We start from the raw sequence: 22,550 nt of genomic DNA on the forward strand, positions 1-22,550 counted from the left end.
CACGCGGCGGCCGCACTTGTCGCTGAAATACAAAACGCCCGATGAGGTTCATCGGGCGTTATCCAGTTGAAAAGTGTCAACCTATATCAGGACTAGTCATATAACCGATATATTAACCAGTAGTTATTTATTAAAAACGGTAGTTTTTAACGGGGTAAATTTATTCCGATATCTCTCTTTCCCGTTTTTATATTCCCATTTTATTTGCTTTATAACTATTCGTTACTAGACTGCCAATAAGGCAGTTTATTTCTCGCCGTTCTGCCGTAGAACTTCATCATCACCATACCTTAATACTGCCGGCTTGCTGGCCGGTTGAGCGGGGGCTTGATGCGACAGCGAATCATCATTATCGGCGGTGGAACCGGCGGCACCATCCTGGCCAATTTATTGGCCGCAAAATTACACCAAGAGATTATTAATAATAAAGTCGAGTTATTAATGATATCGGATTCGCCGCTGCATTATTACAAGCCGGCGTTTATGTATGTGGCGTTCAATGCTTTTTTCAAGCAAGAGCTCACGCGTTCACAGCGGAGTTTATTGCGGCCTGAAATACAGTTTATTGTTGATAAAGCGCAATCTTTCGATTTAAAACAGCGAAGTATAGCTACGCAAAGCGGTAAAATTTATTCCTATGACTTTCTGGTCTTTGCTACCGGCTGTGTCCCTTGGCCAGAACGCATCGAAGGATTGGCGCAGGCGGGCGATCATTTTTATCAGTATCAGGCCGCCAGGCGGCTGGCGCATAAGCTGGCGACGATCGAAAAAGGCCGAATTTTCATCACCGTGTCCTTCCCCGAAACGCCCAACGTGCCCCATCAGTGCGGCATTGCGCCGATCGAAACCACCTTGATGCTGGACGACTACCTGCGGCGGCGCGGCGTGCGCAAGGCGGTAGAGATTGTGTACACCTACCCGACCATTTCCCAACTGCTGCGCAACTGCCTGTTTTTGCAGCGGCCGACCGGCGAAGCGCTGCCCGCCATTTTTGCCGCGCGCGACATTCGCCACCAGCGTGGGTTTACCCTCAGCCGAGTAGACGCCCAGCGTAACATCGCCTATTCCGCCGAAGGGGAAGAACAGCCGTTCGACATTCTGATGGCAACGCCGCCGATTCGCGCAGTCGAGGCGGTGCGCAATACCGGGTTGAGCGAGAGTCAAAACGGCGAAGGCTGGCTGCCAACCGATCATCAAACGCTGCAGGTCTACGGCCAGCAGGGCGTATATGTGATCGGCGATACCGTGGATTTGCCGGTCAGCAAGGCCGGCGGCTCTTGCCATAATCAGGCGCCGGTCATTGCCGACAACATCGTGGCGGAAATGCGGCTGGGCCAGCCCGTGAGCCATTACGATGGCAAGGTGCAGGCGGTCGCGCAAATGGGGCTGAATGCCGGCATGCCGCTGGTCTACGACTACCGGCATGACGTACTGCCGACGCCCGCCACCAAGGTAGGCGGCATGCTGCGTAATGGGTTTAACCGCGGCCTTTACTGGGCCACGGTAAGGGGGCTGATATGACGGAAAGCACGGTGCATGCGGCGGACCTGCAATCATTGGCGGCGTTGCTCGAGAAATTGCAGCCGCTGCTGGCGGGCGGGCGGTTGGATAACGTGGTCGATCTGTTGTCGCTGTTGTCGGACGTGGTGGATATCGCCGACAACGCGCTGGTGGAGAAACTGGCCGGCGTGTTTGAAGGGCTGGTTACGGTCGGTTGGGAGGGGGGGACTGCGTTGCAGATGGCGCACAGCGAGCTGCAATTGAATCCTCCGCCGGCCAGTTTTCGCGCGCTGTACGCCTTGCTGAAGCAGCCGGATACCCTGCTGGGGTTGACGCTGCTGCTGCGTACTTTACAAATCATCGGCCAGCGCACGCGAGACAGCGCATTGCCGCCGGCCCTTTCGGATGAATCAACGAATTAAGCTTCACCCACTCAGGTAAGGAGTTGTGTTATGTCCGCTACAGCAGTTGGCCACGACTTTGCCACCCGGGCTATTCATTACGGCTACGATCCGCAGCGGTATCAGGGGGCACTGTCTCCGCCGGTGTTTATGAGCTCTACGTTTGCTTTTCCCACCGCGGAATACGGCGGTGCCTGCTTTGCCGGCACCGAGCCGGGGTACTTTTATTCGCGCATCGCCAATCCGACGTTAACCCTGCTCGAGCAACGCATCGCCAACCTGGAGGAGGGGGAGGCGGCGGTGGCGTTCGCTTCCGGTATGGGGGCGATCACCGCGTGTTGCTGGACGCTGCTCAGACCGGGCGATGAGCTGATTGTCGATGAAACCGTCTATGGCTGTACCTTCAGCTACTTTCATCATGGCTTGGCACGCTTCGGCGTCAAGATAACCCACGTTGACCTGACCCGGCCGGAGCGGCTAGCGTCGGCCATGGGTCCGCATACCCGACTGGTGTATTGCGAAACCCCGGCCAATCCCAATATGCGCTTGGTCGATATCGCCGCCGTAGCGGAGATCGCCCATCGGCATCAGGCGCTGCTGCTGGTGGACAATACCTACTGCACGCCCTATCTACAGCGGCCCTTGGCGTTAGGTGCCGATATCGTGGTGCACTCGGCGACCAAGTACCTCGGCGGGCACGGCGATCTCTTGGCCGGGATAGCGGTGACGCGTCAGGCGTTGGCCGAGGCGATCCGTCTGGAGGGGTTAAAGGACATGAACGGGGCGGTACTGTCGGCGCAGGATGCCGCGCTGGTGCTGCGTGGGATGAAAACCTTGCCGCTGCGCATGGAACGTCATTGCGATAACGCGCAGCGCCTGGCAGAGATGTTGGCGGAGCATCCGGCGGTCGAGCGGGTGTATTACCCCGGCCTGGCGAACTTCCCGCAGCATGCGTTGGCGCAGCGGCAAATGGCGCGCCCCGGCGGCATGCTGGCGTTTGAACTGCGGGGCGGCATGCGTGCAGGCATTCGCTTCCTCAATGCGCTGCAGCTCATTTTGCGCGCGGTCAGCCTGGGCGATTGCGAAAGCCTGGCGCAACACCCGGCCAGCATGACGCACTCGGCCTACACGCCGGAAGAGCGGAAACGGCACCACATCAGCGAGGGGCTGGTGCGGCTGTCCGCCGGGCTGGAGGCGTTTGACGATCTGCAGGCCGATATCCTGCAGGCGCTGGCGCAAGCGCAATAAAAAAACCCGCCGCAGCGGGTTTTATCAACAGCGGGCGTTACATCTGTTGCGTCGCCGCGGTCACCGGCGAGCCGCCGCCTTTTTTGCGCACCCACAGCCAGTAAGCCACGGTGAGTAAAGCGATCCACACCAGCCCGACGTACAGCGCGATGCGGCTCTCTTCGAAGTAGCCGAGCAGGCCGATGACGAACGCCATAAAGGCGGTCGCCAATGCCGGCGCCACCGGCCACCACGGCACCGGGAAGCTCAACTGACGAGTTTCTTCCGGCGACAGCGTGCGGCGCATGACGATCTGCGACAGCAGGATCATCAGCCACACCCAGACGGTGGCGAAGGTGGCGATCGAGGCGATGATCATGAAGACCTTCTCCGGGATCAGGTAGTTGAGCACCACCGCCAGCAGCAGGGCGACTGACATCACCAGCACCGTCATCCACGGCACGCCGCTGGCGGTCAGTTTGGTGAAGCTGCGCGGCGCCTGGCCGTCCTGCGCCATGCCGTACATCATGCGGCCGGCGCCGAAGATGTCGCTATTGATGGCCGAAATGGCCGCGGTGATCACCACCACGTTCAGCACGTTGGCGGCGGAACTGATGCCAAGGTTGCTGAAAATCTCGACGAACGGGCTGCCGTTCTGGCCGATACTGTTCCACGGATAGATCGCCATCAGCACCGTCAGCGTCAGCACGTAAAACAGCAGGATGCGCACCGGCACGGCGTTGATCGCCTTCGGCAGCACTTTGGCGGGGTCTTTCGCCTCGCTGGCGGTAATGCCGATGATCTCGATGCCGCCGAAGGCGAACATCACCACCGCTAATGACGCGACCACGCCGCCGAAGCCGTTAGGCATAAAGCCGCCGTGTTGCCACAGGTTGCTGATACCGGTGGCGTGTTGGGTTTGCCCGAAACCGAACAGCATCACCGCCGCACCGCCGACGATCATCGCCACGATGGCGGCGACCTTGACCAGCGACAGCCAGAACTCCAGCTCGCCGAAGACCTTGACGCTGCACAGGTTGAGCGCGCCAATAAACAGGATGATGCTGAGCACCCAAACCCACTGAGCGACGTCCGGGAACCACAGCCCCATATAGATGCCGAAGGCGGTGACGTCCGCCAGGGCGACGATCACCATTTCAAAGGTGTAGGTCCAGCCGGTGAGGAACCCGGCCAGCGGGCCGAGGTAGTGGCTGGCGTAGTGGCCGAACGAGCCGGAAACCGGCTGGTGTACCGCCATTTCACCCAGCGCGCGCATCACCATGAACACCGCCGCGCCGCCCACCAGGTAGGCCAGCAGCACGGCCGGGCCGGCCAGCTGGATGGCGCCGGCGGAGCCATAGAACAGGCCGGTGCCGATCGCCGAGCCGAGAGCCATGAAACGGATATGCCGCGCGTTTAGTCCGCGTCTGAGTTGTGTCGTTTCGTTACGCATGTTGTTTCCCGTTAAGTGTTTGCCGAACAGGCACGCGCTGCCCGCGCCGGGTGGAATGCACCCGGCGGGGCAGAACAAACTGCGTGATTCAGTGTGTGATGATTATGCCTGGCTAGGCAGCAGCGCCGCAGGCAGCAGCGATGTCAGGTGACCGGCCGCCAAAAGTTGGCTGGCGGCTTCAATGTCGGGGGCGAAGAAACGATCCTTGTCGTAGAAACTGACATGCTCGCGCAGCAGACGGCGCGCCTGCTCCAGACCTTCCGAGGTCTTCAGGCCGTTGCGGAAATCCAGGCCTTGGCAGGCGGCCAGCCATTCGACCGCCAGAATGCCGCGCACGTTATCCGCCATGCTCCACAGGCGGCGACCGGCGGCCGGCGCCATGGAGACGTGGTCTTCCTGGTTGGCGGAGGTCGGGATGCTGTCGACGCTTGACGGATGCGCCAGCGCTTTGTTTTCGCTGGCCAGCGCCGCGGCGGTGACCTGGGCGATCATGAAGCCGGAGTTCACGCCGCCGTTTTCCACCAGGAACGGCGGCAGTTGCGACATGTGTTTGTCCATCATCAGCGAGATGCGGCGTTCGGACAGCGAACCGATTTCGGCAAACGCCAGCGCCAGGTTATCGGCGGCCATCGCTACCGGTTCGGCGTGGAAGTTGCCGCCGGACAGTACGTCGCCCTGTTCGGCGAACACCAGCGGGTTATCGGAGACGGCGTTGGCTTCGATTTCCAGCACCTCGGCGGCCTGGCGGATCTGCGTCAGGCAGGCGCCCATCACCTGTGGCTGGCAGCGCAGGGAGTAAGGATCCTGCACTTTTTCACAGTTGCGGTGCGAGTCGGAGACTTCGCTGCGCGCGCCGAGCAGGTGGCGATAGGCGAGGGCGGCGTCGATCTGGCCGCGCTGGCCGCGCACCTCGTGGATACGCGCATCGAACGGGCTGCGAGAGCCCAGCGCCGCTTCCACCGTCAGACTGCCCGCCACGGTCGCAGCGGCGAACAGATCTTCGGCATCGAACAGGCCGCGCAGCGCGAAGGCGGCGGAGACTTGGGTGCCGTTCAGCAGCGCCAGGCCCTCTTTCGCCGCCAGCGTCAGCGGTTTCAGGCCGGCTTTGGCCAGCGCTTCGGTCGCCGGCAGCCATTGGCCCTGATGGCGCGCCTGGCCTTCGCCCAGCAACACCAGGCTCATGTGCGCCAGCGGCGCCAGGTCGCCGGAGGCGCCGACTGAGCCTTTCAGCGGAATATGCGGATAAACTTCGGCGTTGACCAGCGCGATCAGCGCCTGAATGACTTCCAGACGAATGCCGGAGAAGCCGCGCGACAGGCTGTTGATCTTCAGCACCATGATCAGGCGCACCAGGTTGTCGTCGGTCGGCTCGCCCACGCCGGCGGCGTGTGACAGCACGATCGAACGCTGCAGGTTTTCCAAATCGTCGCGGGCGATGCGGGTCGAAGCCAGTAGGCCAAACCCGGTGTTGATGCCGTAAGTGGTGCGGTTTTCTTCAACGATGCGTTCCACGCAGGCCACGCTCTGTTGGATAGGGCCGTAGGCGTTGTCGTCCAGCGTCAGCGTCACCGGATGTTGATACACGTCGCGTAGCTGGGCCAGCGTCAGTTTGCCCGGGCGAATAGTCAGCGCTTTCATGCTTTTTCTCCTTGGGTCGCGGCAACCATCGGCAGGTTCAGGCCTTGCTCGCGGGCGCAGTCGATAGCGATATCGTAACCGGCGTCGGCGTGACGCATGACCCCGGTAGCCGGGTCATTGTGCAAGACGCGGGCGATGCGCTCGGCGGCCTCGTCGGTGCCGTCGCAGACGATCACCATGCCGGAGTGTTGGGAGAAGCCCATGCCGACGCCGCCGCCGTGGTGCAGGGAAACCCAGGTGGCGCCGCTGGCGGTGTTCAGCAGGGCGTTCAGCAGCGGCCAGTCGGAAACCGCATCGGAACCGTCTTTCATCGCTTCGGTTTCACGGTTCGGGCTGGAAACGGAGCCGGAATCCAGGTGGTCGCGGCCGATGACGATCGGGGCGGACAGTTCGCCGCGGCGTACCATCTCGTTGAACGCCAGGCCCAGCTTGGCGCGCTGGCCGAGGCCAACCCAGCAGATGCGCGCCGGCAGGCCCTGGAAGCTGATGCGCTCGCGCGCCATGTCCAGCCAGCGGTGCAGGTGTTCGTCATCCGGGATCAGCTCTTTCACCATGGCGTCGGTTTTGTAGATGTCCTGCGGATCGCCGGACAGCGCCGCCCAGCGGAACGGCCCGATACCGCGGCAGAACAGCGGACGGATGTAGGCCGGCACGAAGCCCGGGAAGTCGAAGGCGTTGTCGACGCCGGTTTCTTTCGCCATCTGGCGAATGTTGTTGCCGTAGTCGAAGGTTGGCACGCCCATCTGCTGGAACGCCAGCATGGCTTTGACGTGATCGGCCATCGACTGCTTGGCGGCGGCGACCACTTTGGCCGGCTCGGTTTGCGCGCGCTGGCGATACTCTTCCCAGCTCCAGCCCTTCGGCAGGTAGCCGTTCAGCGGATCGTGGGCGCTGGTCTGGTCGGTGACCATGTCCGGGCGCACGCCGCGGCGCACCAGCTCAGGCAGGATTTCCGCCGCGTTGCCGCACAGAGCGATGGAGATGGCTTTGCCTTCTGAGGTGTATTTCTTGATGCGGGCCAGCGCGTCGTCCAGATCTTTGGCCTGCTCATCGACGTAGCGGGTTTTCAGACGGAAATCGATGCGGCTCTGCTGACATTCGATGTTCAGCGAGCAGGCGCCCGCCAGCGTCGCGGCCAGCGGCTGCGCGCCGCCCATGCCGCCCAGACCGGCGGTCAGCACCCAGCGCCCCTGCAGGCTGCCGTCGTAGTGCTGGCGGCCCGCTTCAACGAAGGTTTCATAGGTGCCCTGAACGATGCCCTGGCTGCCGATGTAGATCCAGCTGCCGGCAGTCATCTGGCCGTACATCGCCAGGCCTTTGGCGTCCAGTTCGTTGAAGTGTTCCCAGGTTGCCCAGTGCGGCACCAGGTTGGAGTTGGCGATCAGCACGCGCGGCGCGTTGCTGTGGGTTTTGAATACGCCGACCGGTTTGCCGGACTGCACCAGCAGGGTTTCGTCTTCTTCCAGCGTTTTCAGGGTTTCGACGATCTTGTCGTAGCAATCCCAGTCGCGCGCGGCGCGGCCGATGCCGCCGTACACCACCAGCTCGTGTGGGTTCTCCGCAACTTCAGGATCGAGGTTGTTCATCAGCATGCGTAACGGCGCTTCGGTCAGCCAGCTTTTTGCGTTTAATTGTGTGCCGCGTGGCGCGCGTACATCGACATTGCGAACTTTGTTATTTGTAGTCACAGCAGTTTCCTCAAACAGTATCGGTGCAGATTCCATGCCGCGGTGGGGATGAGTACCACGGCATAACAATGCGTAGGGCTTATTAACATATACTTGTATGTACAAGCATATGCAACACTGACCAGTTGCCGCTGAAAAGTGGCATAAGAAAAAGTTATTTTCTTTTTATATCAGTTTGATATGCGAGTTTTTATCGCCGGTCCCAGGTACGGAAAGCCGGAGAAAAGTGAGCTGTTCGGCAAAAATGAATTAAAATTGACTCATTTTTGGGCGGCTAGTCACAATATTTTTACAGTCTGGTTACAGTTGACGGCGCAGGATAAACAAGCCCTATCACCGAAGGAAGAAAGCCCGCCGTGGGCGGGCTAGCAAGGGTCAGGCGGCCGGCTGCAGCGTCGGTTTGCGGCTCATCTTGCACACCGTGGCGATGGCGGCGATCAGCGCCGGCACGCACAGGAACATCAGGATGCTCTGCACTTCCCACTGCATCGCCAGCAGTTGGGCGCCCATCATGGTGCCGGCGACGCCGCCGAAGCGGCCGATGCCCTGCATCCAGGCGATGCCGGTGGCGCGGCTGTGGGTCGGGTAGAAGGTCGCCGCCAGCGTTTGCAGCCCGGACTGCGCGCCGTTCATGGTGACGCCCATCAGGAAGATGAAGGCGCCCAGCAGCACGATCTGTTTATCTTCGGTGGCCATCGCCACGATCAGCAGGGCGGTGACGACAAAGCCGCTCGAGACCACTTTATGCGCATTCCAGCGATCCATCAGCCAGCCGGCCACCAGAATGCCCAGCGTGCCGCCGAAGGTGAACAGCGAGGTGAGCATCGCCGATTGTTCCAACTGGTAACCCAATCCCTGCATCAGGATCGGCATCCAGCTCAGCAACACGTAGTAGATCACCAACCCCATAAAGTAGGTCAGCCACAGCATCAGCGTGCCGAGCAGATAGGGGCGGCTGAACAGCAGGCCGACGCTGGTTTTGGTCTGCGCCAGCTTCTCTTCGTACAGGTAAAAACGCGTCACGCCGTCGAGGCTCCGGCTAACGAAGCGCTGCGCGATGCGCTTGATCTTCGCCGCATCCTGGCCGCGGTTAACCATATATTTAACCGACTCCGGCAGCAGCAGGATCAGCAGAACCGTCAATACCAGCGGCGCAATGGCGCCGAGCAGCAGCACACTGTGCCAGCCGTAGCTCGGGATCAGCCACGATGAAATGGCGCCGCCGCCGGCCGCGCCCAGCGGAAAGCCGCAGTACATGGTGTTGATCGCCAGCGAACGGCAGCGCTGCGGCGCGTATTCGGAGATCAAGGTAATGGCGTTGGGCATCGCCGCCCCCAGCCCGAGGCCGGTGAGGAAGCGCCACAGCGTCAGGCTGTTGAGCGAACCGGCGTAGGCGGTGGCCAAACTCGACAGGCCGAAGAACAGGCAGGAAAACACCAGCACGCGCTTGCGGCCGATGCGGTCGGAGATCGGCCCGGCGATCAGCGCGCCGAGCGACAGCCCCAGCAGCGCGGCGCTCAGCACCGGCCCCAGATCCTGTTTGACGATGCCCCAGTCTTTGGCGACCGAGGGGGCGATATAGCCCATGGCGGCGGTATCGAAACCGTCGATGGCGAGGATCAGGAATCCGAGAATGATCAGGGTCCAGTGAAACAGCGAAAACTTGCTGTCGTCGATGGCCTGTTGAATGTTTAACTCGCTGGTGGAATGAGTCATGGCACCCTCTAAACGCAGATGTAGTCGTGATGGAACGTGGCCGAAACTGGCGCTCGGCTTGTGTTTGCTTGTATATACATCTGCGCGTCAGCGCTTTATGTCAAATATAATTATCTTATTTGTTAACTGCGTGTTGTTTTCTGTGGAGCAGGTTGCACCGCCGATGAAAGGCCAAAGACCGGTTAACAAATTAAATGAACGCCATTGGCGGTGAGATATGCTGATGGCGGCGCGGAGGATAAAATTTAATACAATTTTGGCCGTTTGGTCGCCGGGCCGGAATCTGCGATAATCGCTTTTTACTTTTCCAGATTGAGAAACCGATGCAGTACCCGATCAACGAGATGTTCCAAACCTTGCAGGGCGAAGGCTTTTTCACCGGCGTGCCGGCCATTTTCATCCGCCTGCAGGGCTGCCCGGTAGGGTGCAGCTGGTGCGACACCAAACATACCTGGGAAAAGGAAGCCCATCGGGAAGTCGACCTGCAACGGATCCTGGTCAAAACAGAAGAGAGCGACGCCTGGGGCAATGCCAGCGCCGAGCAGCTGTTGGCGGTGATGCGCCAACAAGGCTACACCGCGCGTCATGTGGTGATCACCGGCGGCGAACCCTGCATTTACGATCTGGCGCCGCTGACCGAGCTGTTCGAACAGCACGGCTACCGTTGCCAGATTGAGACCAGCGGCACCCACGAAATTCGCTGCTCCGCCAACACCTGGGTGACGGTTTCGCCCAAGGTGAATATGCGCGGCGGCATGAAGGTGCTGGATCAGGCGCTGCGGCGCGCTGACGAGGTGAAGCATCCGGTGGCGCGCGAGCGCGACATCGAGGCGCTGGATGCGCTGCTGGCGACGCTGCAGGACGATAAGGCGCGCATTATCGCGCTGCAACCGATCAGCCAGAAAGAAGAGGCGACCCGCCTGTGCATCGAAACCTGCATTGCGCGCAACTGGCGGCTGTCGATGCAGACCCACAAATATCTGAATATCGCCTGAGTTTATTGGCCGGAAGCGTTCGAACGAGACAGGAGTTGTCGGTGAAGATTTTATCGCGCGCATTCGAGGCGGTGACGGAAGCGGAATTGCGTTCGATTCGCTCGCTGTTGTCCGACGCTTTCCCCGAGATAACCGACGGATTTTATCTGCAGCAGGTGCCGGCTTGCCTGGTGACCGCCACGGAAGGCGAGGCGATCGTCGGCCAATTGGCGGTGCATAAGCGGCCGGTGTTGATTGACGGTGAGGCCGAGGTGATCGGCATCATCAGGCTGGTGGCCGTGGCACACACGCATCGGCGCCGCGGCGTGGCCGCAAACATGCTGGTGAAGGCGCATGACTATTTGCGCAGTAAAGGGATCGCGTATTCCATACTGTTTGCGGTAAGCGAAAAGTACTATACCGGCGCCGGCTATCGGGCGATGGAAAACGAGACGGCGTTCATTGAGGATGGCGAGAGCAAAACGTTTGTCTATCGCGGGGGAATGGTGCTGAGCCTGTCGGAAAGGCCCTGGGTGGCGCGGCGCCTGGATCTGCAAGGCGAGGTAGTGTGAGGGTATCTGCACATACCCTCACGGCATCAACCTTTATATACGCATCCCGCCGTACAGGTCTCTTTCACCATCACCGCAGTCAGTTCCGGTAACTGGGGCTTGAGCTGCTGCCAAATCCAGGCGGCGAGCACTTCGCTGGTGGGATTTTCCAATCCTGGAATATCGTTCAGATAATGGTGATCCAGCCGCTCCCAGATCGGGGAAAACACAGCCTTGAGCTCGGCGAAATCCATCACCCAACCGGTGTGGGGATCCACGTCACCGGTCACTTCCAGACGCACCATAAACGAATGCCCATGCAGACGGCCGCATTTGTGGCCCTCCGGTACATGCGGCAAACGGTGTGCGGCTTCAAACTGAAAATCTTTAAACAGCGTGGTTGCCATTATTACGGCCTCATTGACTCAAAAACCGCCGCATAGTACCGGAAAGCGCGCCTGCTTGCCATTTATACCGTTATGGTCTACCGCCACGGCAAACGCACCCGGTTAACACTTTTTTTGTTTGGTGTCTGCGGCACCTATCGGCTGGGGTTATGAGCCGAAATGTTGAACGGTGAAAAAATGATGAAAAAAAGTGCTTTATTTTCATCTGGATAAAAAACTTTGTTTAACGGTTTAAGCGTTATCCCTTACCAGAAAAACAGCTTAGTCATTTTGGTTATGATTTATTGCTATCCCTTATTTAATCGTTGCTATTCTGCTCGGTAACCTTACAAACTCTCCTGATCTTTTCCGCACACCCGACGCAGCGAAGAGACAGCGACTGGCACTGGCGCGCGCCTGGCAGGAAAGGCGCTAAGTATAGGAAATAAGTACAGCAATGACGACTCAGGCTCCTCCAACATCTTTGCTCCCGCTGACGCCCGAACAGCTGGCGCGCTTACAGGCGACGATCGGCGACTATTCGCCGACGCAGCTGGCGTGGCTGTCCGGTTATTTTTGGGGCATGGTCAATCAACAGCCCGGAGCCGTGGCCATTGCGCCTGCCGCCCCTGCGGCTGCGGCCGCCATCACCATCATTTCCGCTTCGCAGACCGGCAATGCGCGCCGCCTGGCGGAGCAGTTGCGCGACGATCTGTTGGCCGCCAATCTGAGCGCCACGTTGGTCAGCGCCGGCGACTACAAGTTCAAACAGATAGCGCAAGAGCGCCTGTTGGTGATCGTCGCCTCCACGCAAGGGGAAGGCGAACCGGCGGAAGAAGCGGTGGCGCTGCATAAATTCCTGTTCTCGAAGAAGGCGCCGAAGCTCAATGACACCGCGTTTGCGGTGTTCGGGCTGGGCGACACCTCTTATGAGAATTTCTGTCAGTCTGGTAAAGATTTCGACGGCAAGCTGGCCGAGTTGGGTGCCGAGCGCCTGGTGGAGCGCGTGGATGCCGACGTGGAGTACCAGGAGCTGGCCGCCGCCTGGCGCAAACAGGTGGTATCGGTGCTGAAGGCCCGTGCGCCAGCGGAAAGCGCTGCGCCGGGCGTGTTGGCCAGCGGCGCGGTTGACCTGATCGACAGCAGCCCGTACAGCAAGGAACAACCGCTCACCGCCCAACTGGCGGTTAAGCAGAAAATTACCGGCCGCGCGTCGGATAAAGACGTGCGCCATATCGAGATCGATCTGGGCGACTCCGGCCTGCGCTATCAGCCGGGCGATGCGCTCGGCGTATGGTTCGACAACGATCCGGCGCTGGTGGACGAACTGGTGCAGCTGTTGTGGCTGAAAGGCGACGAGCCGGTCGAGGTGGAAGGGCAGACCCTGCCGCTGGCGCAGGCGCTGCGCAGCCATTTTGAGCTGACGCAGAACACCACGCCGATCGTCGATAAATACGCCGCGCTGTCGCGCGACGAAACGCTGATCGGCCTGTTGGCGGATAAGGCTGCGCTGCAGCAGTACGCGCACAATACGCCGATCGTCGATATGGTGCGGCAGGCGCCGGCGGATCTGAGCGCCGAACAGCTGGTTGGCCTGCTGCGCCCGTTGACGCCGCGCCTGTATTCCATCGCCTCTTCGCAGGCGGAGAACGAAAGCGAAGTGCACATCACCGTGGGCGTGGTGCGTTACGACATCGACGGGCGCGCCCGCAGCGGCGGCGCCTCCGGCTTCCTGGCGGATCGCCTGGACGAAGACGGTGACGTGCGTGTGTTTATCGAGCACAACGACAACTTCCGCCTGCCGGCCAATCCGGAAGCGCCGGTGATCATGATCGGCCCGGGCACCGGCATCGCGCCGTTCCGTGCCTTTATGCAGCAGCGCGACGCCGACGGCGCCGGCGGCAAGAACTGGCTGTTCTTCGGCAACCCGCACTTTACCGAAGATTTCCTGTACCAGGTCGAATGGCAGCGCTACGTGAAAGACGGCCTGCTGACCCGCATCGATCTGGCCTGGTCCCGTGACCAGCAACATAAAATATACGTACAAGACAAACTGCGCGAACAGGGCGCAGAAGTGTGGCGCTGGATTCAGGAAGGCGCGCACATTTACGTCTGCGGCGATGCCAATCGCATGGCGAAAGACGTGGAAAACACATTACTGGAACTGGTGGCCGAGCACGGTGGCATGGATACCGAGCAGGCGGATGAATTTTTAAGTGAGCTGCGCCTTGAGCGCCGTTATCAGCGAGATGTTTACTGATGAGTGATAAACACCCCGGGCCTTTGGTAGTCGAAGGCAAACTGGCCGATGCGGAGCGCATGAAGAAGGAAAGCAACTTCCTGCGTGGCACCATCGCCGAAGATTTGAACGACGGCCTGACCGGCGGCTTCAACGGCGACAACTTCCTGCTGATCCGTTTTCACGGCATGTACCAGCAGGATGACCGTGACATTCGTGCCGAACGCGCCGAGCAGAAGCTGGAGCCGCGCCACGCCATGATGCTGCGCTGCCGCCTGCCGGGCGGCGTCATCAGCCCACAGCAGTGGCTGGGCATCGACAAGTTCGCGCAGGAGAGCACGCTGTACGGCAGCATTCGCATCACCAACCGCCAGACGTTCCAGTTTCACGGCATCCTGAAAGGCAATGTCAAACCGGTGCACCAGCTGCTGAACCGCCTGGGGCTGGACGCGCTGGCGACCGCCAACGACGTGAACCGCAACGTGCTGTGCACCTCCAACCCGGTGGAGTCCGAGCTGCATCAGGAAGCCTACGAGTGGGCGAAGAAGATCTCCGAACACCTGCTGCCGCGCACCCGCGCCTACGCCGAGGTGTGGCTGGATCAGGAAAAGGTGGCCACCACCGACGAAGAACCGATTCTGGGGCCGACCTACCTGCCGCGCAAATTTAAAACCACGGTGGTGATCCCGCCACAGAACGACGTCGATCTGCACGCCAACGACATGAACTTTGTGGCGATCGCCGAAAACGGCAAGCTGGTAGGCTTCAACCTGCTGGTGGGCGGCGGGCTGTCCATCGAACACGGCAACAAGAAAACCTACGCGCGCCAGGCCAGCGAGTTCGGCTACATTCCGCTCGAACATACGCTGGCGGTAGCGGAAGCGGTGGTGACCACGCAGCGCGACTGGGGCAACCGCACCGATCGCAAGAACGCCAAGACCAAATACACGCTGGAGCGCGTCGGGGTAGATGTTTTCCGCGCCGAAGTGGAAAAGCGCGCCGGCATTACCTTCGCGCCGATCCGGCCGTATGAATTCACCGGCCGCGGCGATCGCATCGGTTGGGTGAAGGGCATCGACGATCAATGGCACCTGACGCTGTTTATCGAGAACGGCCGCCTGCTGGACTATCCGGGGCGCCCGCTGAAGACCGGCATGGCGGAGATCGCCAAGATCCATAAAGGTGACTTCCGTCTGACGGCGAACCAAAACGTGATCATCGCCGGCGTGCCGGAAAGCGAGAAGGCGAAGATCGAAGCCCTAGCGCGCGATCATGGCCTGATCGACGACGAGATCAGCGAGCAACGCAAGAATTCGATGGCCTGCGTGTCGTTCCCGACCTGTCCGCTGGCGATGGCGGAGGCCGAGCGCTTCCTGCCGCAGTTCGTCACCAAGGTGGAGGGGATCATGCATCGGCACGGGGTGGGCGACGAGCATATCGTGCTGCGCATTACCGGCTGCCCGAACGGCTGCGGCCGCGCGCTGCTGGCGGAGCTGGGGCTGGTGGGCAAGGCGGTCGGCCGTTATAACCTGCATTTGGGCGGCAACCGCGAAGGCACGCGCATTCCGCGCATGTACCGCGAGAACATCAACGAAGACGAGATCCTGAACGAGATCGACCTGTTGGTGGGGCGCTGGGCGGAGGAGCGCAACGGCGGCGAAGGCTTCGGCGACTTCACCGTGCGTGCGGGCATCGTCAAACCGGTGCTGGATCCGGCGCGAGATTTCTGGGAGTGAGGCCGGGCGGCCTCTGGGCAGAGGGGCCGCGCAGGTAATTTCAAGCATCAGGAGAGACAACATGGCTGAATTCGATCTGGCGGCGCTGAACGCGTTGCCCAAATCCGGGCAGGCGCTGGCATTGGCGGTAGTCAACGGCCAACTGGAGACCCTCAGCGCCGAACAGCGCGTTGCATGGGCGCTGGAGCATCTGCCCGGCGAGTTCGTACTCTCGTCCAGTTTCGGCATTCAGGCGGCGGTATGTCTGCACCTGGTGACGCGCATCCGGCCGGATATCCCGGTGATCCTGACCGACACCGGTTACCTGTTCCCGGAAACCTATCGCTTTATCGATCAACTGACCGACCAGCTGAAGCTGAATCTGCAGGTGTTCCGCGCCGAACAGTCTCCCGCCTGGCAAGAGGCGCGCTATGGCAAGCTGTGGGAACAGGGCGTGGAAGGGATTGAAAAGTACAACCAGATCAACAAGGTTGAGCCGATGAACCGCGCGCTGGAGACGCTGGGGGCGCAGAGCTGGTTCGCCGGTCTGCGGCGCGAGCAGTCCGGTAGCCGCGCCAATCTGCCGGTGCTGGCGGTGCAGCGTGGGGTGTTCAAGATCCTGCCGATCATTGACTGGGACAACCGCAAGATTTACCAGTATCTGACCGAACACGGGCTGAGTTATCACCCGCTGTGGGAACAGGGCTACCTGTCGGTAGGCGATACCCACACCACCCAGAAATGGGAGCCGGGCATGAGTGAGGAAGAGACGCGTTTCTTCGGCCTGAAGCGCGAGTGCGGTCTGCACGAAGGCTAAAAGAGGCGAATCACCCGACAGGGCTCAGCAATGCTGGGCCCTGTTTTTTTGTAGGCTACTTTTTCTTTTGTGCTTTCGGCGGGTGCGCCTGCGCCAACTCTTTGATCAGCGGCAGCAGGATCTGCACGCTGTCGCGGCTGCGTTTGTCGATCCGCCCCGGCAGATAGCGATCCAGATACTGCAGGTTGTCGTATTGCGGGCGGTGCCAGGTGATGCCCTGCGGGAAGTGCGGGCTGACGGCGCGCTGCTGATAGCCGTCCTTCTCCCCCAACGACCAGTTGGTGGCCTCTACCGACAATACCGGGATGCCTGCGGCATCGAACACCTCTTGATCGGAGCAGCAGCCGGTGCCCTGCGGATGCTGTGCGCTGCCTGGATTGGTGGCGGCGGCGATGCCGTAGCGATGGGCGATATCCAGCGCGCGATCGCGGGAGCGCTTCGCCATCTGCGGCGGCGTGTTGCGCCCGGCGTTGAAGTACAGCCGATCGCCAGTGATCAGGCTGTCGAGATTGATCACCAGCACGGTGTTGCTTTTCTCTTCCGCACTCATTCGCTGCAGGTAGTTCTGCGCCCCCAGCGAACCGAGCTCTTCGGCGCTGGTGGCGACGAAGCGCAGGCCGTAGGCGGTGGGGATGTTCTTCAGGCGTTCCGCCAGTTCCAGCATTACGCCGATGCCGGAGGCGTTGTCGTCGACACCCTGCAGCGTCAAGCCACCGAGGTTGTTATCCAGATCCTCGTCGCTCTGCGGCGTATAGGTGTCGAAGTGGGCGACGACCACGATTTGTTTCGGGCTGTCGCCGTTGCGGGCGGCGATCACCGAGCTGGCGGTGACGTTGTTCCAGTTCTTCTTGCCATCTTTGCTGGTGTAGAGATAGCGCGTATTGACGCTGCGAATATCGCTTTGGTAACCCATCTTGCTGAATTGCTGCTTCAGGTAGTCGGCGGTGAGCAATTCGGCCGGGCTGCCCGCCATGCGGCCGGGGAAGTAAGTGGCAATGTGGCGGGTCTGTTCGGCGGCGAAACGGCCCATTGGCGCGTCTTTTACGGGCTGTGCGGCACACACGCTGAAGACGCCGCCGAGTGCGAGGGCCAGCAGGCTGGTCTTCAGGTAAAAACGGGAAAACATACCGAAAAATCCTTCTTTGCTATCGGCGCTGCCGATCATTTTTCTTCGGCACCCAGTATGAGACGCCGGGCGGCATTACACAATTTCCCTGTCTCTTAATTTTCGCGCCAACGTGCAAACTGCTGTCGTGAGTATCACCGTTTGCCTTCGGCGTTGCGGCCTATATTCCATAAAGGAACTAATCATTCCTTTTCGTCATTTCAGAGGCTAAATCTCAGCCCGTATAGTCACACTATCTTTCTGTTATATGAAAAGGCTGTTGTGGACTATCTACCAATATTCGCCGACCTGAAACAACGTCCGGTACTGGTCGTTGGCGGTGGTGACGTGGCGGCGCGCAAAGTCGATCTGCTTCAGCGCGCCGGGGCTGAAATACGGATAGTTGCGCAGTCGCTCTCACCGGAACTGGAACAACAACGTCAGCAAGGGCAGGTGCTCTGGCTGGGGAAAAGCTTTGATCCGCAGCAGCTGGACGACGTGTTTCTGGCGATCGCCGCCACGGACGACAACGCGTTGAACGCCGCGGTGTTCGCCGAGGCGGATAAACGCCGGGTGCTGGCCAACGTGGTGGACGATCAGCCGCGTTGTTCGTTCATCTTCCCGTCGATCATCGATCGCTCGCCGCTGGTGGTGGCCGTATCGTCCAGCGGCCAGGCGCCGGTGCTGGCGCGGTTGCTGCGCGAAAAGCTGGAGGCGTTGCTACCCGCCAGTTTGGGGCAGATGGCGCAGGTGGCGGGCCGCTGGCGCGGCCAGGTCAAACAGCGGTTGGCTTCGATCGGCGAACGCCGCCGTTTCTGGGAAAAAACCTTCGGTGGCCGTTTCGCCACGCTGGTGGCCAACGGCCAGACGGCGCAGGCGGAACGCCAGCTGGAGCAGGATTTACACCGCTTCGCCGCAGGCGATGAGGGCGCCCAGGGCGAGATAGCGTTGGTGGGCGCCGGGCCGGGCGACGTGGGGCTGTTGACCCTGCGCGGGCTGCAGGTGATGCAGCAGGCGGACGTGGTGCTGTATGACCATCTGGTCAGCGGCGAAATCCTCGATCTGGTGCGCCGTGACGCCGAACGCATCTGCGTGGGCAAGCGCGCCGGCGCGCACTCGGTGATCCAGGAGGAGACCAATCGGCTGCTGGTGGAACTGGCGCAGCAGGGCAAACGCGTGGTGCGCCTCAAGGGTGGCGATCCGTTCATCTTTGGCCGCGGCGGCGAAGAGCTGCAGGTGGCCGCCGCCGCCGGCATTCCTTTCCAGGTGGTGCCGGGCGTCACGGCCGCCGCGGGGGCGACCGCCTACGCCGGCATTCCGCTGACGCACCGCGACCACGCGCAGAGCGTGACCTTTATCACCGGCCACTGCCGCCCCGACGGCGATGGCCTGGACTGGGCCGATCTGGCTCGGGCGCGGCAGACGTTGGCTATCTACATGGGCACGATGAAGGCGGCGGACATTAGCCAGCGGCTGATCGCCCACGGTCGCGCTGCCGCGACGCCGGTGGCGGTGATCAGCCGCGGCACGCGCGCCGATCAGCAGGTGCAGATCGGCACGCTGGAACAACTGGAACACCTGGCCCAACAGGCGCCGCTGCCGGCGCTGTTGGTGATCGGCGAAGTGGTGGAACTGCACCATCAAATCGCCTGGTTCGGGCATCAATCGCAGACGGAAGGGGCAGCGCGCCCGGCCGTCGTGAATTTGGCATAGGCAAGGCTTTTAAGGACCTGTTATGGACGAAAAACGACTCACTCATTTGCGGCAATTGGAGGCGGAGAGTATCCATATCATCCGTGAAGTCGCCGCTGAATTCGCCAACCCGGTGATGCTGTATTCCATCGGCAAAGACTCTTCCGTGATGCTGCATCTGGCGCGCAAGGCGTTCTTCCCCGGCACGCTGCCGTTCCCGCTGCTGCACGTCGATACCGGCTGGAAATTCCGCGAAATGTACGAATTCCGCGATCGCACCGCGAAGGAGTACGGCTTCGAGCTGCTGGTGCATAAAAACCCGGAAGGGGTGGCGATGGGCATTAACCCGTTCGTGCACGGCAGCGCCAAGCATACCGACATCATGAAGACCGAGGGCCTGAAGCAGGCGCTGAACAAGTACGGTTTCGACGCCGCCTTCGGCGGTGCGCGGCGCGACGAGGAGAAATCGCGCGCCAAAGAGCGCATCTATTCGTTCCGCGATCGCTTCCACCGCTGGGATCCGAAAAACCAGCGGCCGGAGCTGTGGCACAACTACAACGGCCAGATCAACAAAGGGGAGAGCATCCGCGTCTTCCCGCTGTCGAACTGGACCGAGCTGGATATCTGGCAGTACATCTTCCTGGAAAAGATCGACATCGTGCCGCTGTACCTGGCGAAACCACGCCCGGTGGTGGAGCGCGACGGCATGCTGATGATGGTGGACGACGATCGCATCGATCTGCAGCCGGGCGAAGTGATCAGCCAGCGCATGGTGCGTTTCCGCACCCTGGGGTGCTGGCCGCTGACCGGCGCGGTGGACTCGCAGGCGCAAACCCTGCCGGAGATCATCGAAGAAATGCTGGTCTCCACCACCAGTGAACGCCAGGGGCGGATGATCGATCGCGATCAGTCCGGCTCGATGGAGCTGAAAAAGCGTCAAGGGTATTTCTAAGGAGCCGCCGGATGAACAACGCAATTGCACAACAAATCGCTGACCAGGGCGGCGTCGAGTCCTATCTGCACGCGCAGCAGCACAAGAGCCTGCTGCGCTTTCTGACCTGCGGCAGCGTCGACGACGGCAAAAGCACCCTGATCGGCCGCCTGCTGCACGATACCCGCCAGATCTACGAGGATCAGCTGTCGACGCTGCACAGCGACAGCAAACGCATCGGCACCCAGGGCGAGAAGCTCGATCTGGCGCTGCTGGTGGACGGCCTGCAGGCCGAGCGCGAACAAGGCATCACCATCGACGTGGCCTATCGCTACTTCTCGACCGAAAAACGCAAGTTTATCATCGCCGATACCCCGGGGCATGAGCAGTACACCCGCAACATGGCCACCGGTGCCTCTACCTGCGATCTAGCGATCCTGCTGATCGACGCTCGCAAAGGGGTGCTGGATCAGACTCGCCGCCACAGCTTTATCGCGACCCTGCTGGGCATTCGCCATCTGGTGGTCGCGGTGAACAAGATGGATCTGGTGGACTATCAGGAAACGGTGTTCGAGCAGTTCAAACAGGATTACCTGACCTTCGCCCAGCAGCTGCCAGGCGACCTGGACATCAAATTCGTGCCGCTGTCGGCGCTGGACGGCGACAACGTGGCGAGCGAAAGCACCCATATGCCGTGGTACAGCGGCCCGACGCTGCTGGAAGTGCTGGAGAGCGTTGATGTGATCAGCGAGCGAGAAAACCAGCCGCTGCGCTTCCCGGTGCAGTACGTCAACCGCCCGAACCTCGATTTTCGCGGCTATGCCGGCACGCTGTCTGCCGGCGTGGTGCGGGTGGGGCAACGGGTCAAAGTGCTGCCTTCCGGTGTGGAGTCCAACGTGGCGCGCATCGTGACCTTCGACGGCGATCTGCAAGAAGCGGTGCCGGGCGAGGCGATTACGCTGGTGCTGAAGGATGAAGTGGACATCAGCCGGGGCGATCTGCTGGTCGACGCCGGCGAAAGTCTGCAGGCGGCGCAGAGCGCGCTGGTGGACGTAGTATGGATGGCCGAGCAGCCGTTGGTGCCGGGCCAGAGCTACGACATCAAGATCGCCGGTAAAAAGACCCGCGCACGCGTGGAGAGCATCCGTCATCAGGTGGAGATCAATACGCTGGCGCAGCATCCGGCCGACACGTTGCCGCTCAACGGCATCGGATTGGTGGAACTGACCTTCGACGAGCCGCTGATGCTGGACAGCTATCAGAGCAATCACGACACCGGCGGGCTGATCTTTATCGATCGCATGAGCAACGTCACGGTTGGCGCCGGTCTGGTGCGTGAAACGCTGCAGGCCGCATCGGCGGCGCGCGGCGAATTCAGCGCCTTCGAGCTGGAGCTGAATGCGCTGGTGCGCAAGCACTTCCCGCACTGGGGCGCGCGCGATCTGCTCGGTGGCCGATAAGGTGGCCGTTGAACTGAGGGCGACCGGGCCGGACGACGAGAACGTGGTTTGGCATCCGCACGCGGTGACGCGCGCGGATCGCGAAGCGCGCAACGGCCATCGCGGCGCGGTGCTGTGGTTTACCGGGCTGTCCGGCTCGGGCAAATCCACCGTCGCCGGCGCGCTGGAGCAGGCGCTGCATGGGCTCGGCGTCAGCACCTACCTGCTTGACGGCGATAACGTGCGCCATGGCCTGTGCCGCGATCTCGGCTTCTCCGACGAGGATCGGCGCGAGAACATTCGCCGGGTGGGGGAAGTGGCCAAGCTGATGGTGGACGCTGGGCTGGTGGTGCTGACCGCGTTCATTTCGCCGCACCGCGCCGAACGGCAGATGGTGCGCGAGATGCTCGGTGACGATCGCTTTATCGAGGTGTTTGTCGATACGCCGTTGGCGATCTGCGAGGCGCGCGATCCGAAGGGATTGTATAAGAAAGCGCGCGCCGGCGAGCTGCGCAATTTCACCGGTATCGACGCGGTTTACGAGGCGCCGCAGCAGCCGGAAATCCACCTTGATGGCCAACAATTGGTAACAAATTTGATTGCGCAATTGTTAGACGTGTTGCGTGGTCAGGCTATTATCAAACCCTGAATTCAAAAAAAGCGTGTGGCGTTTTTCGCCATGCGCTTTTTACTCTAAGCCGCCGCAGAGCGAGCCGAATAACCAGGGATCACTATGCAAAATGTCACGCCTATCTTGATCGACGCCAAGCAATCAAAACAGGAGAGAGAGGAGCCTTCTTATTCTTTCCTGGGCGGCGTCAGCGGCTTTGTTTTCTACTGGCTGGCGTTCGCGTTGCCGTTTCTGGTTTACGGTTCCAACACGCTGTTTTTCCTGCTTTATACTTGGCCATTCTTCCTGGCGCTGATGCCGCTGTCGGTGTTGATCGGCATCACCCTCAGCATGCTGCTGCGCGGTCGTCTGATCTTGACGCTGCTGTTGACCGGCACCATTGTGCTGTGCCTGTTTTGGCTGGTGTTCAGCTTCCTGACCGGGTGGTGAGGGAGCGGGCGCCGATGC

19 protein-coding genes are annotated in these 22,550 nt (G+C 60.9%); 13 read left to right on the forward strand and 6 right to left on the reverse strand.

Annotation, left to right across the window (positions count from 1 at the left end):
• The first annotated feature begins 330 nt into the window (after positions 1–330).
• Genes QMZ29_RS00965 through QMZ29_RS00975 form a run of 3 tightly spaced genes read left to right on the forward strand, consistent with a single transcriptional unit; the run spans position 331 to position 3,149 of the window.
• A complete protein-coding gene (locus QMZ29_RS00965) occupies positions 331–1,521 on the forward strand; it encodes an NAD(P)/FAD-dependent oxidoreductase (RefSeq protein WP_025301600.1) in 1,191 nt (396 codons plus the stop codon).
• The gene (locus QMZ29_RS00970) at positions 1,518–1,922 is read left to right on the forward strand and encodes a hypothetical protein (protein ID WP_080271238.1); all 405 of its coding nucleotides are present in this window, start codon (positions 1,518–1,520) and stop codon (positions 1,920–1,922) included. Before QMZ29_RS00965 ends, QMZ29_RS00970 begins: the two co-directional genes overlap by 4 nt.
• Positions 1,923–1,952: 30 nt before the next feature.
• Positions 1,953–3,149 carry a methionine gamma-lyase gene (locus QMZ29_RS00975; protein ID WP_025301602.1) on the forward strand — a complete coding sequence of 399 codons (1,197 nt, stop codon included), beginning with the start codon at positions 1,953–1,955 and terminating at the stop codon, positions 3,147–3,149.
• Positions 3,150–3,186: 37 nt separating this feature from the next.
• Here the strand turns inward: QMZ29_RS00975 and QMZ29_RS00980 are convergent, their stop codons facing one another.
• From QMZ29_RS00980 to QMZ29_RS00995, 4 genes are all read right to left on the reverse strand, one after another.
• Entirely contained in the window at positions 3,187–4,581 is a 1,395-nt protein-coding gene (locus QMZ29_RS00980) for an L-histidine transporter HutT (RefSeq protein ID WP_025301603.1), read from the reverse strand.
• A 102-nt stretch (positions 4,582–4,683) separates the two neighbouring features.
• Positions 4,684–6,219: a histidine ammonia-lyase gene (hutH, locus tag QMZ29_RS00985; RefSeq protein WP_025301604.1), complete on the reverse strand. Its 1,536-nt coding sequence runs from the start codon at positions 6,217–6,219 to the stop codon at positions 4,684–4,686.
• Positions 6,216–7,907: a urocanate hydratase gene (hutU, locus tag QMZ29_RS00990; RefSeq protein ID WP_025159649.1), complete on the reverse strand. Its 1,692-nt coding sequence runs from the start codon at positions 7,905–7,907 to the stop codon at positions 6,216–6,218. Before hutU ends, hutH begins: the two co-directional genes overlap by 4 nt.
• 375 nt (positions 7,908–8,282) lie before the next feature.
• A complete protein-coding gene (locus QMZ29_RS00995) occupies positions 8,283–9,623 on the reverse strand; it encodes an MFS transporter (protein WP_025301605.1) in 1,341 nt (446 codons plus the stop codon).
• 323 nt (positions 9,624–9,946) lie between these two features.
• On the opposite strand from QMZ29_RS00995, the gene queE reads away from it, so the two are divergent.
• Positions 9,947–10,618 (forward strand): 7-carboxy-7-deazaguanine synthase QueE, encoded by a 672-nt coding sequence (queE, locus tag QMZ29_RS01000; protein WP_004932641.1) that lies wholly within the window; start codon positions 9,947–9,949, stop codon positions 10,616–10,618.
• Between the two features lie 41 nt (positions 10,619–10,659).
• On the forward strand, positions 10,660–11,169 hold the full coding sequence (locus QMZ29_RS01005) for a GNAT family N-acetyltransferase (RefSeq protein WP_197836115.1): 510 nt from the start codon (positions 10,660–10,662) through the stop codon (positions 11,167–11,169).
• Between the two features lie 26 nt (positions 11,170–11,195).
• Here QMZ29_RS01005 and queD read toward each other — a convergent pair whose 3' ends face one another.
• Positions 11,196–11,555 (reverse strand): 6-carboxytetrahydropterin synthase QueD, encoded by a 360-nt coding sequence (gene queD, locus QMZ29_RS01010; RefSeq protein ID WP_025301608.1) that lies wholly within the window; start codon positions 11,553–11,555, stop codon positions 11,196–11,198.
• Between the two features lie 436 nt (positions 11,556–11,991).
• Here queD and cysJ point away from each other — a divergent pair, with 436 nt between their 5' ends.
• From cysJ to QMZ29_RS01025, 3 genes are all read left to right on the forward strand, one after another.
• Positions 11,992–13,794, forward strand: a complete 1,803-nt coding sequence (cysJ, locus tag QMZ29_RS01015) for an NADPH-dependent assimilatory sulfite reductase flavoprotein subunit (protein ID WP_147823050.1) — start codon at positions 11,992–11,994, stop codon at positions 13,792–13,794.
• Positions 13,794–15,509, forward strand: a complete 1,716-nt coding sequence (cysI, locus tag QMZ29_RS01020) for an assimilatory sulfite reductase (NADPH) hemoprotein subunit (protein ID WP_043135856.1) — start codon at positions 13,794–13,796, stop codon at positions 15,507–15,509. The genes cysJ and cysI overlap by 1 nt, the downstream gene beginning before the upstream one ends.
• A gap of 61 nt (positions 15,510–15,570) precedes the next feature.
• Positions 15,571–16,305 carry a phosphoadenylyl-sulfate reductase gene (locus QMZ29_RS01025; RefSeq protein ID WP_016929052.1) on the forward strand — a complete coding sequence of 245 codons (735 nt, stop codon included), beginning with the start codon at positions 15,571–15,573 and terminating at the stop codon, positions 16,303–16,305.
• A 55-nt stretch (positions 16,306–16,360) separates the two neighbouring features.
• Here QMZ29_RS01025 and QMZ29_RS01030 read toward each other — a convergent pair whose 3' ends face one another.
• Positions 16,361–17,431, reverse strand: coding sequence for an aminopeptidase (locus QMZ29_RS01030; protein WP_025301612.1), 1,071 nt, complete (start codon positions 17,429–17,431; stop codon positions 16,361–16,363).
• Between the two features lie 261 nt (positions 17,432–17,692).
• Here QMZ29_RS01030 and cysG point away from each other — a divergent pair, with 261 nt between their 5' ends.
• The 5 genes from cysG to QMZ29_RS01055 all read left to right on the forward strand — a co-directional run bounded on the left by cysG (position 17,693) and on the right by QMZ29_RS01055 (position 22,532).
• The gene (gene cysG, locus QMZ29_RS01035) at positions 17,693–19,123 is read left to right on the forward strand and encodes a siroheme synthase CysG (RefSeq protein ID WP_043135853.1); all 1,431 of its coding nucleotides are present in this window, start codon (positions 17,693–17,695) and stop codon (positions 19,121–19,123) included.
• A gap of 22 nt (positions 19,124–19,145) precedes the next feature.
• The gene (gene cysD, locus QMZ29_RS01040; RefSeq protein ID WP_004932620.1) at positions 19,146–20,054 is read left to right on the forward strand and encodes a sulfate adenylyltransferase subunit CysD; all 909 of its coding nucleotides are present in this window, start codon (positions 19,146–19,148) and stop codon (positions 20,052–20,054) included.
• Positions 20,055–20,065: 11 nt separating this feature from the next.
• Positions 20,066–21,493: a sulfate adenylyltransferase subunit CysN gene (gene cysN, locus QMZ29_RS01045; RefSeq protein ID WP_261427528.1), complete on the forward strand. Its 1,428-nt coding sequence runs from the start codon at positions 20,066–20,068 to the stop codon at positions 21,491–21,493.
• Complete coding sequence (cysC, locus tag QMZ29_RS01050) at positions 21,432–22,121, forward strand: adenylyl-sulfate kinase (RefSeq protein ID WP_080271240.1); 690 nt, start codon at positions 21,432–21,434, stop codon at positions 22,119–22,121. Before cysN ends, cysC begins: the two co-directional genes overlap by 62 nt.
• Positions 22,122–22,205: 84 nt before the next feature.
• Positions 22,206–22,532 carry a DUF3561 family protein gene (locus QMZ29_RS01055; protein WP_025301616.1) on the forward strand — a complete coding sequence of 109 codons (327 nt, stop codon included), beginning with the start codon at positions 22,206–22,208 and terminating at the stop codon, positions 22,530–22,532.
• The last annotated feature ends 18 nt before the right edge of the window (positions 22,533–22,550 follow it).

The organism is Serratia sp. PF-27, from assembly GCF_030053255.1.
Taxonomy (GTDB): Bacteria; Pseudomonadota; Gammaproteobacteria; order Enterobacterales; family Enterobacteriaceae; genus Serratia; species Serratia bockelmannii.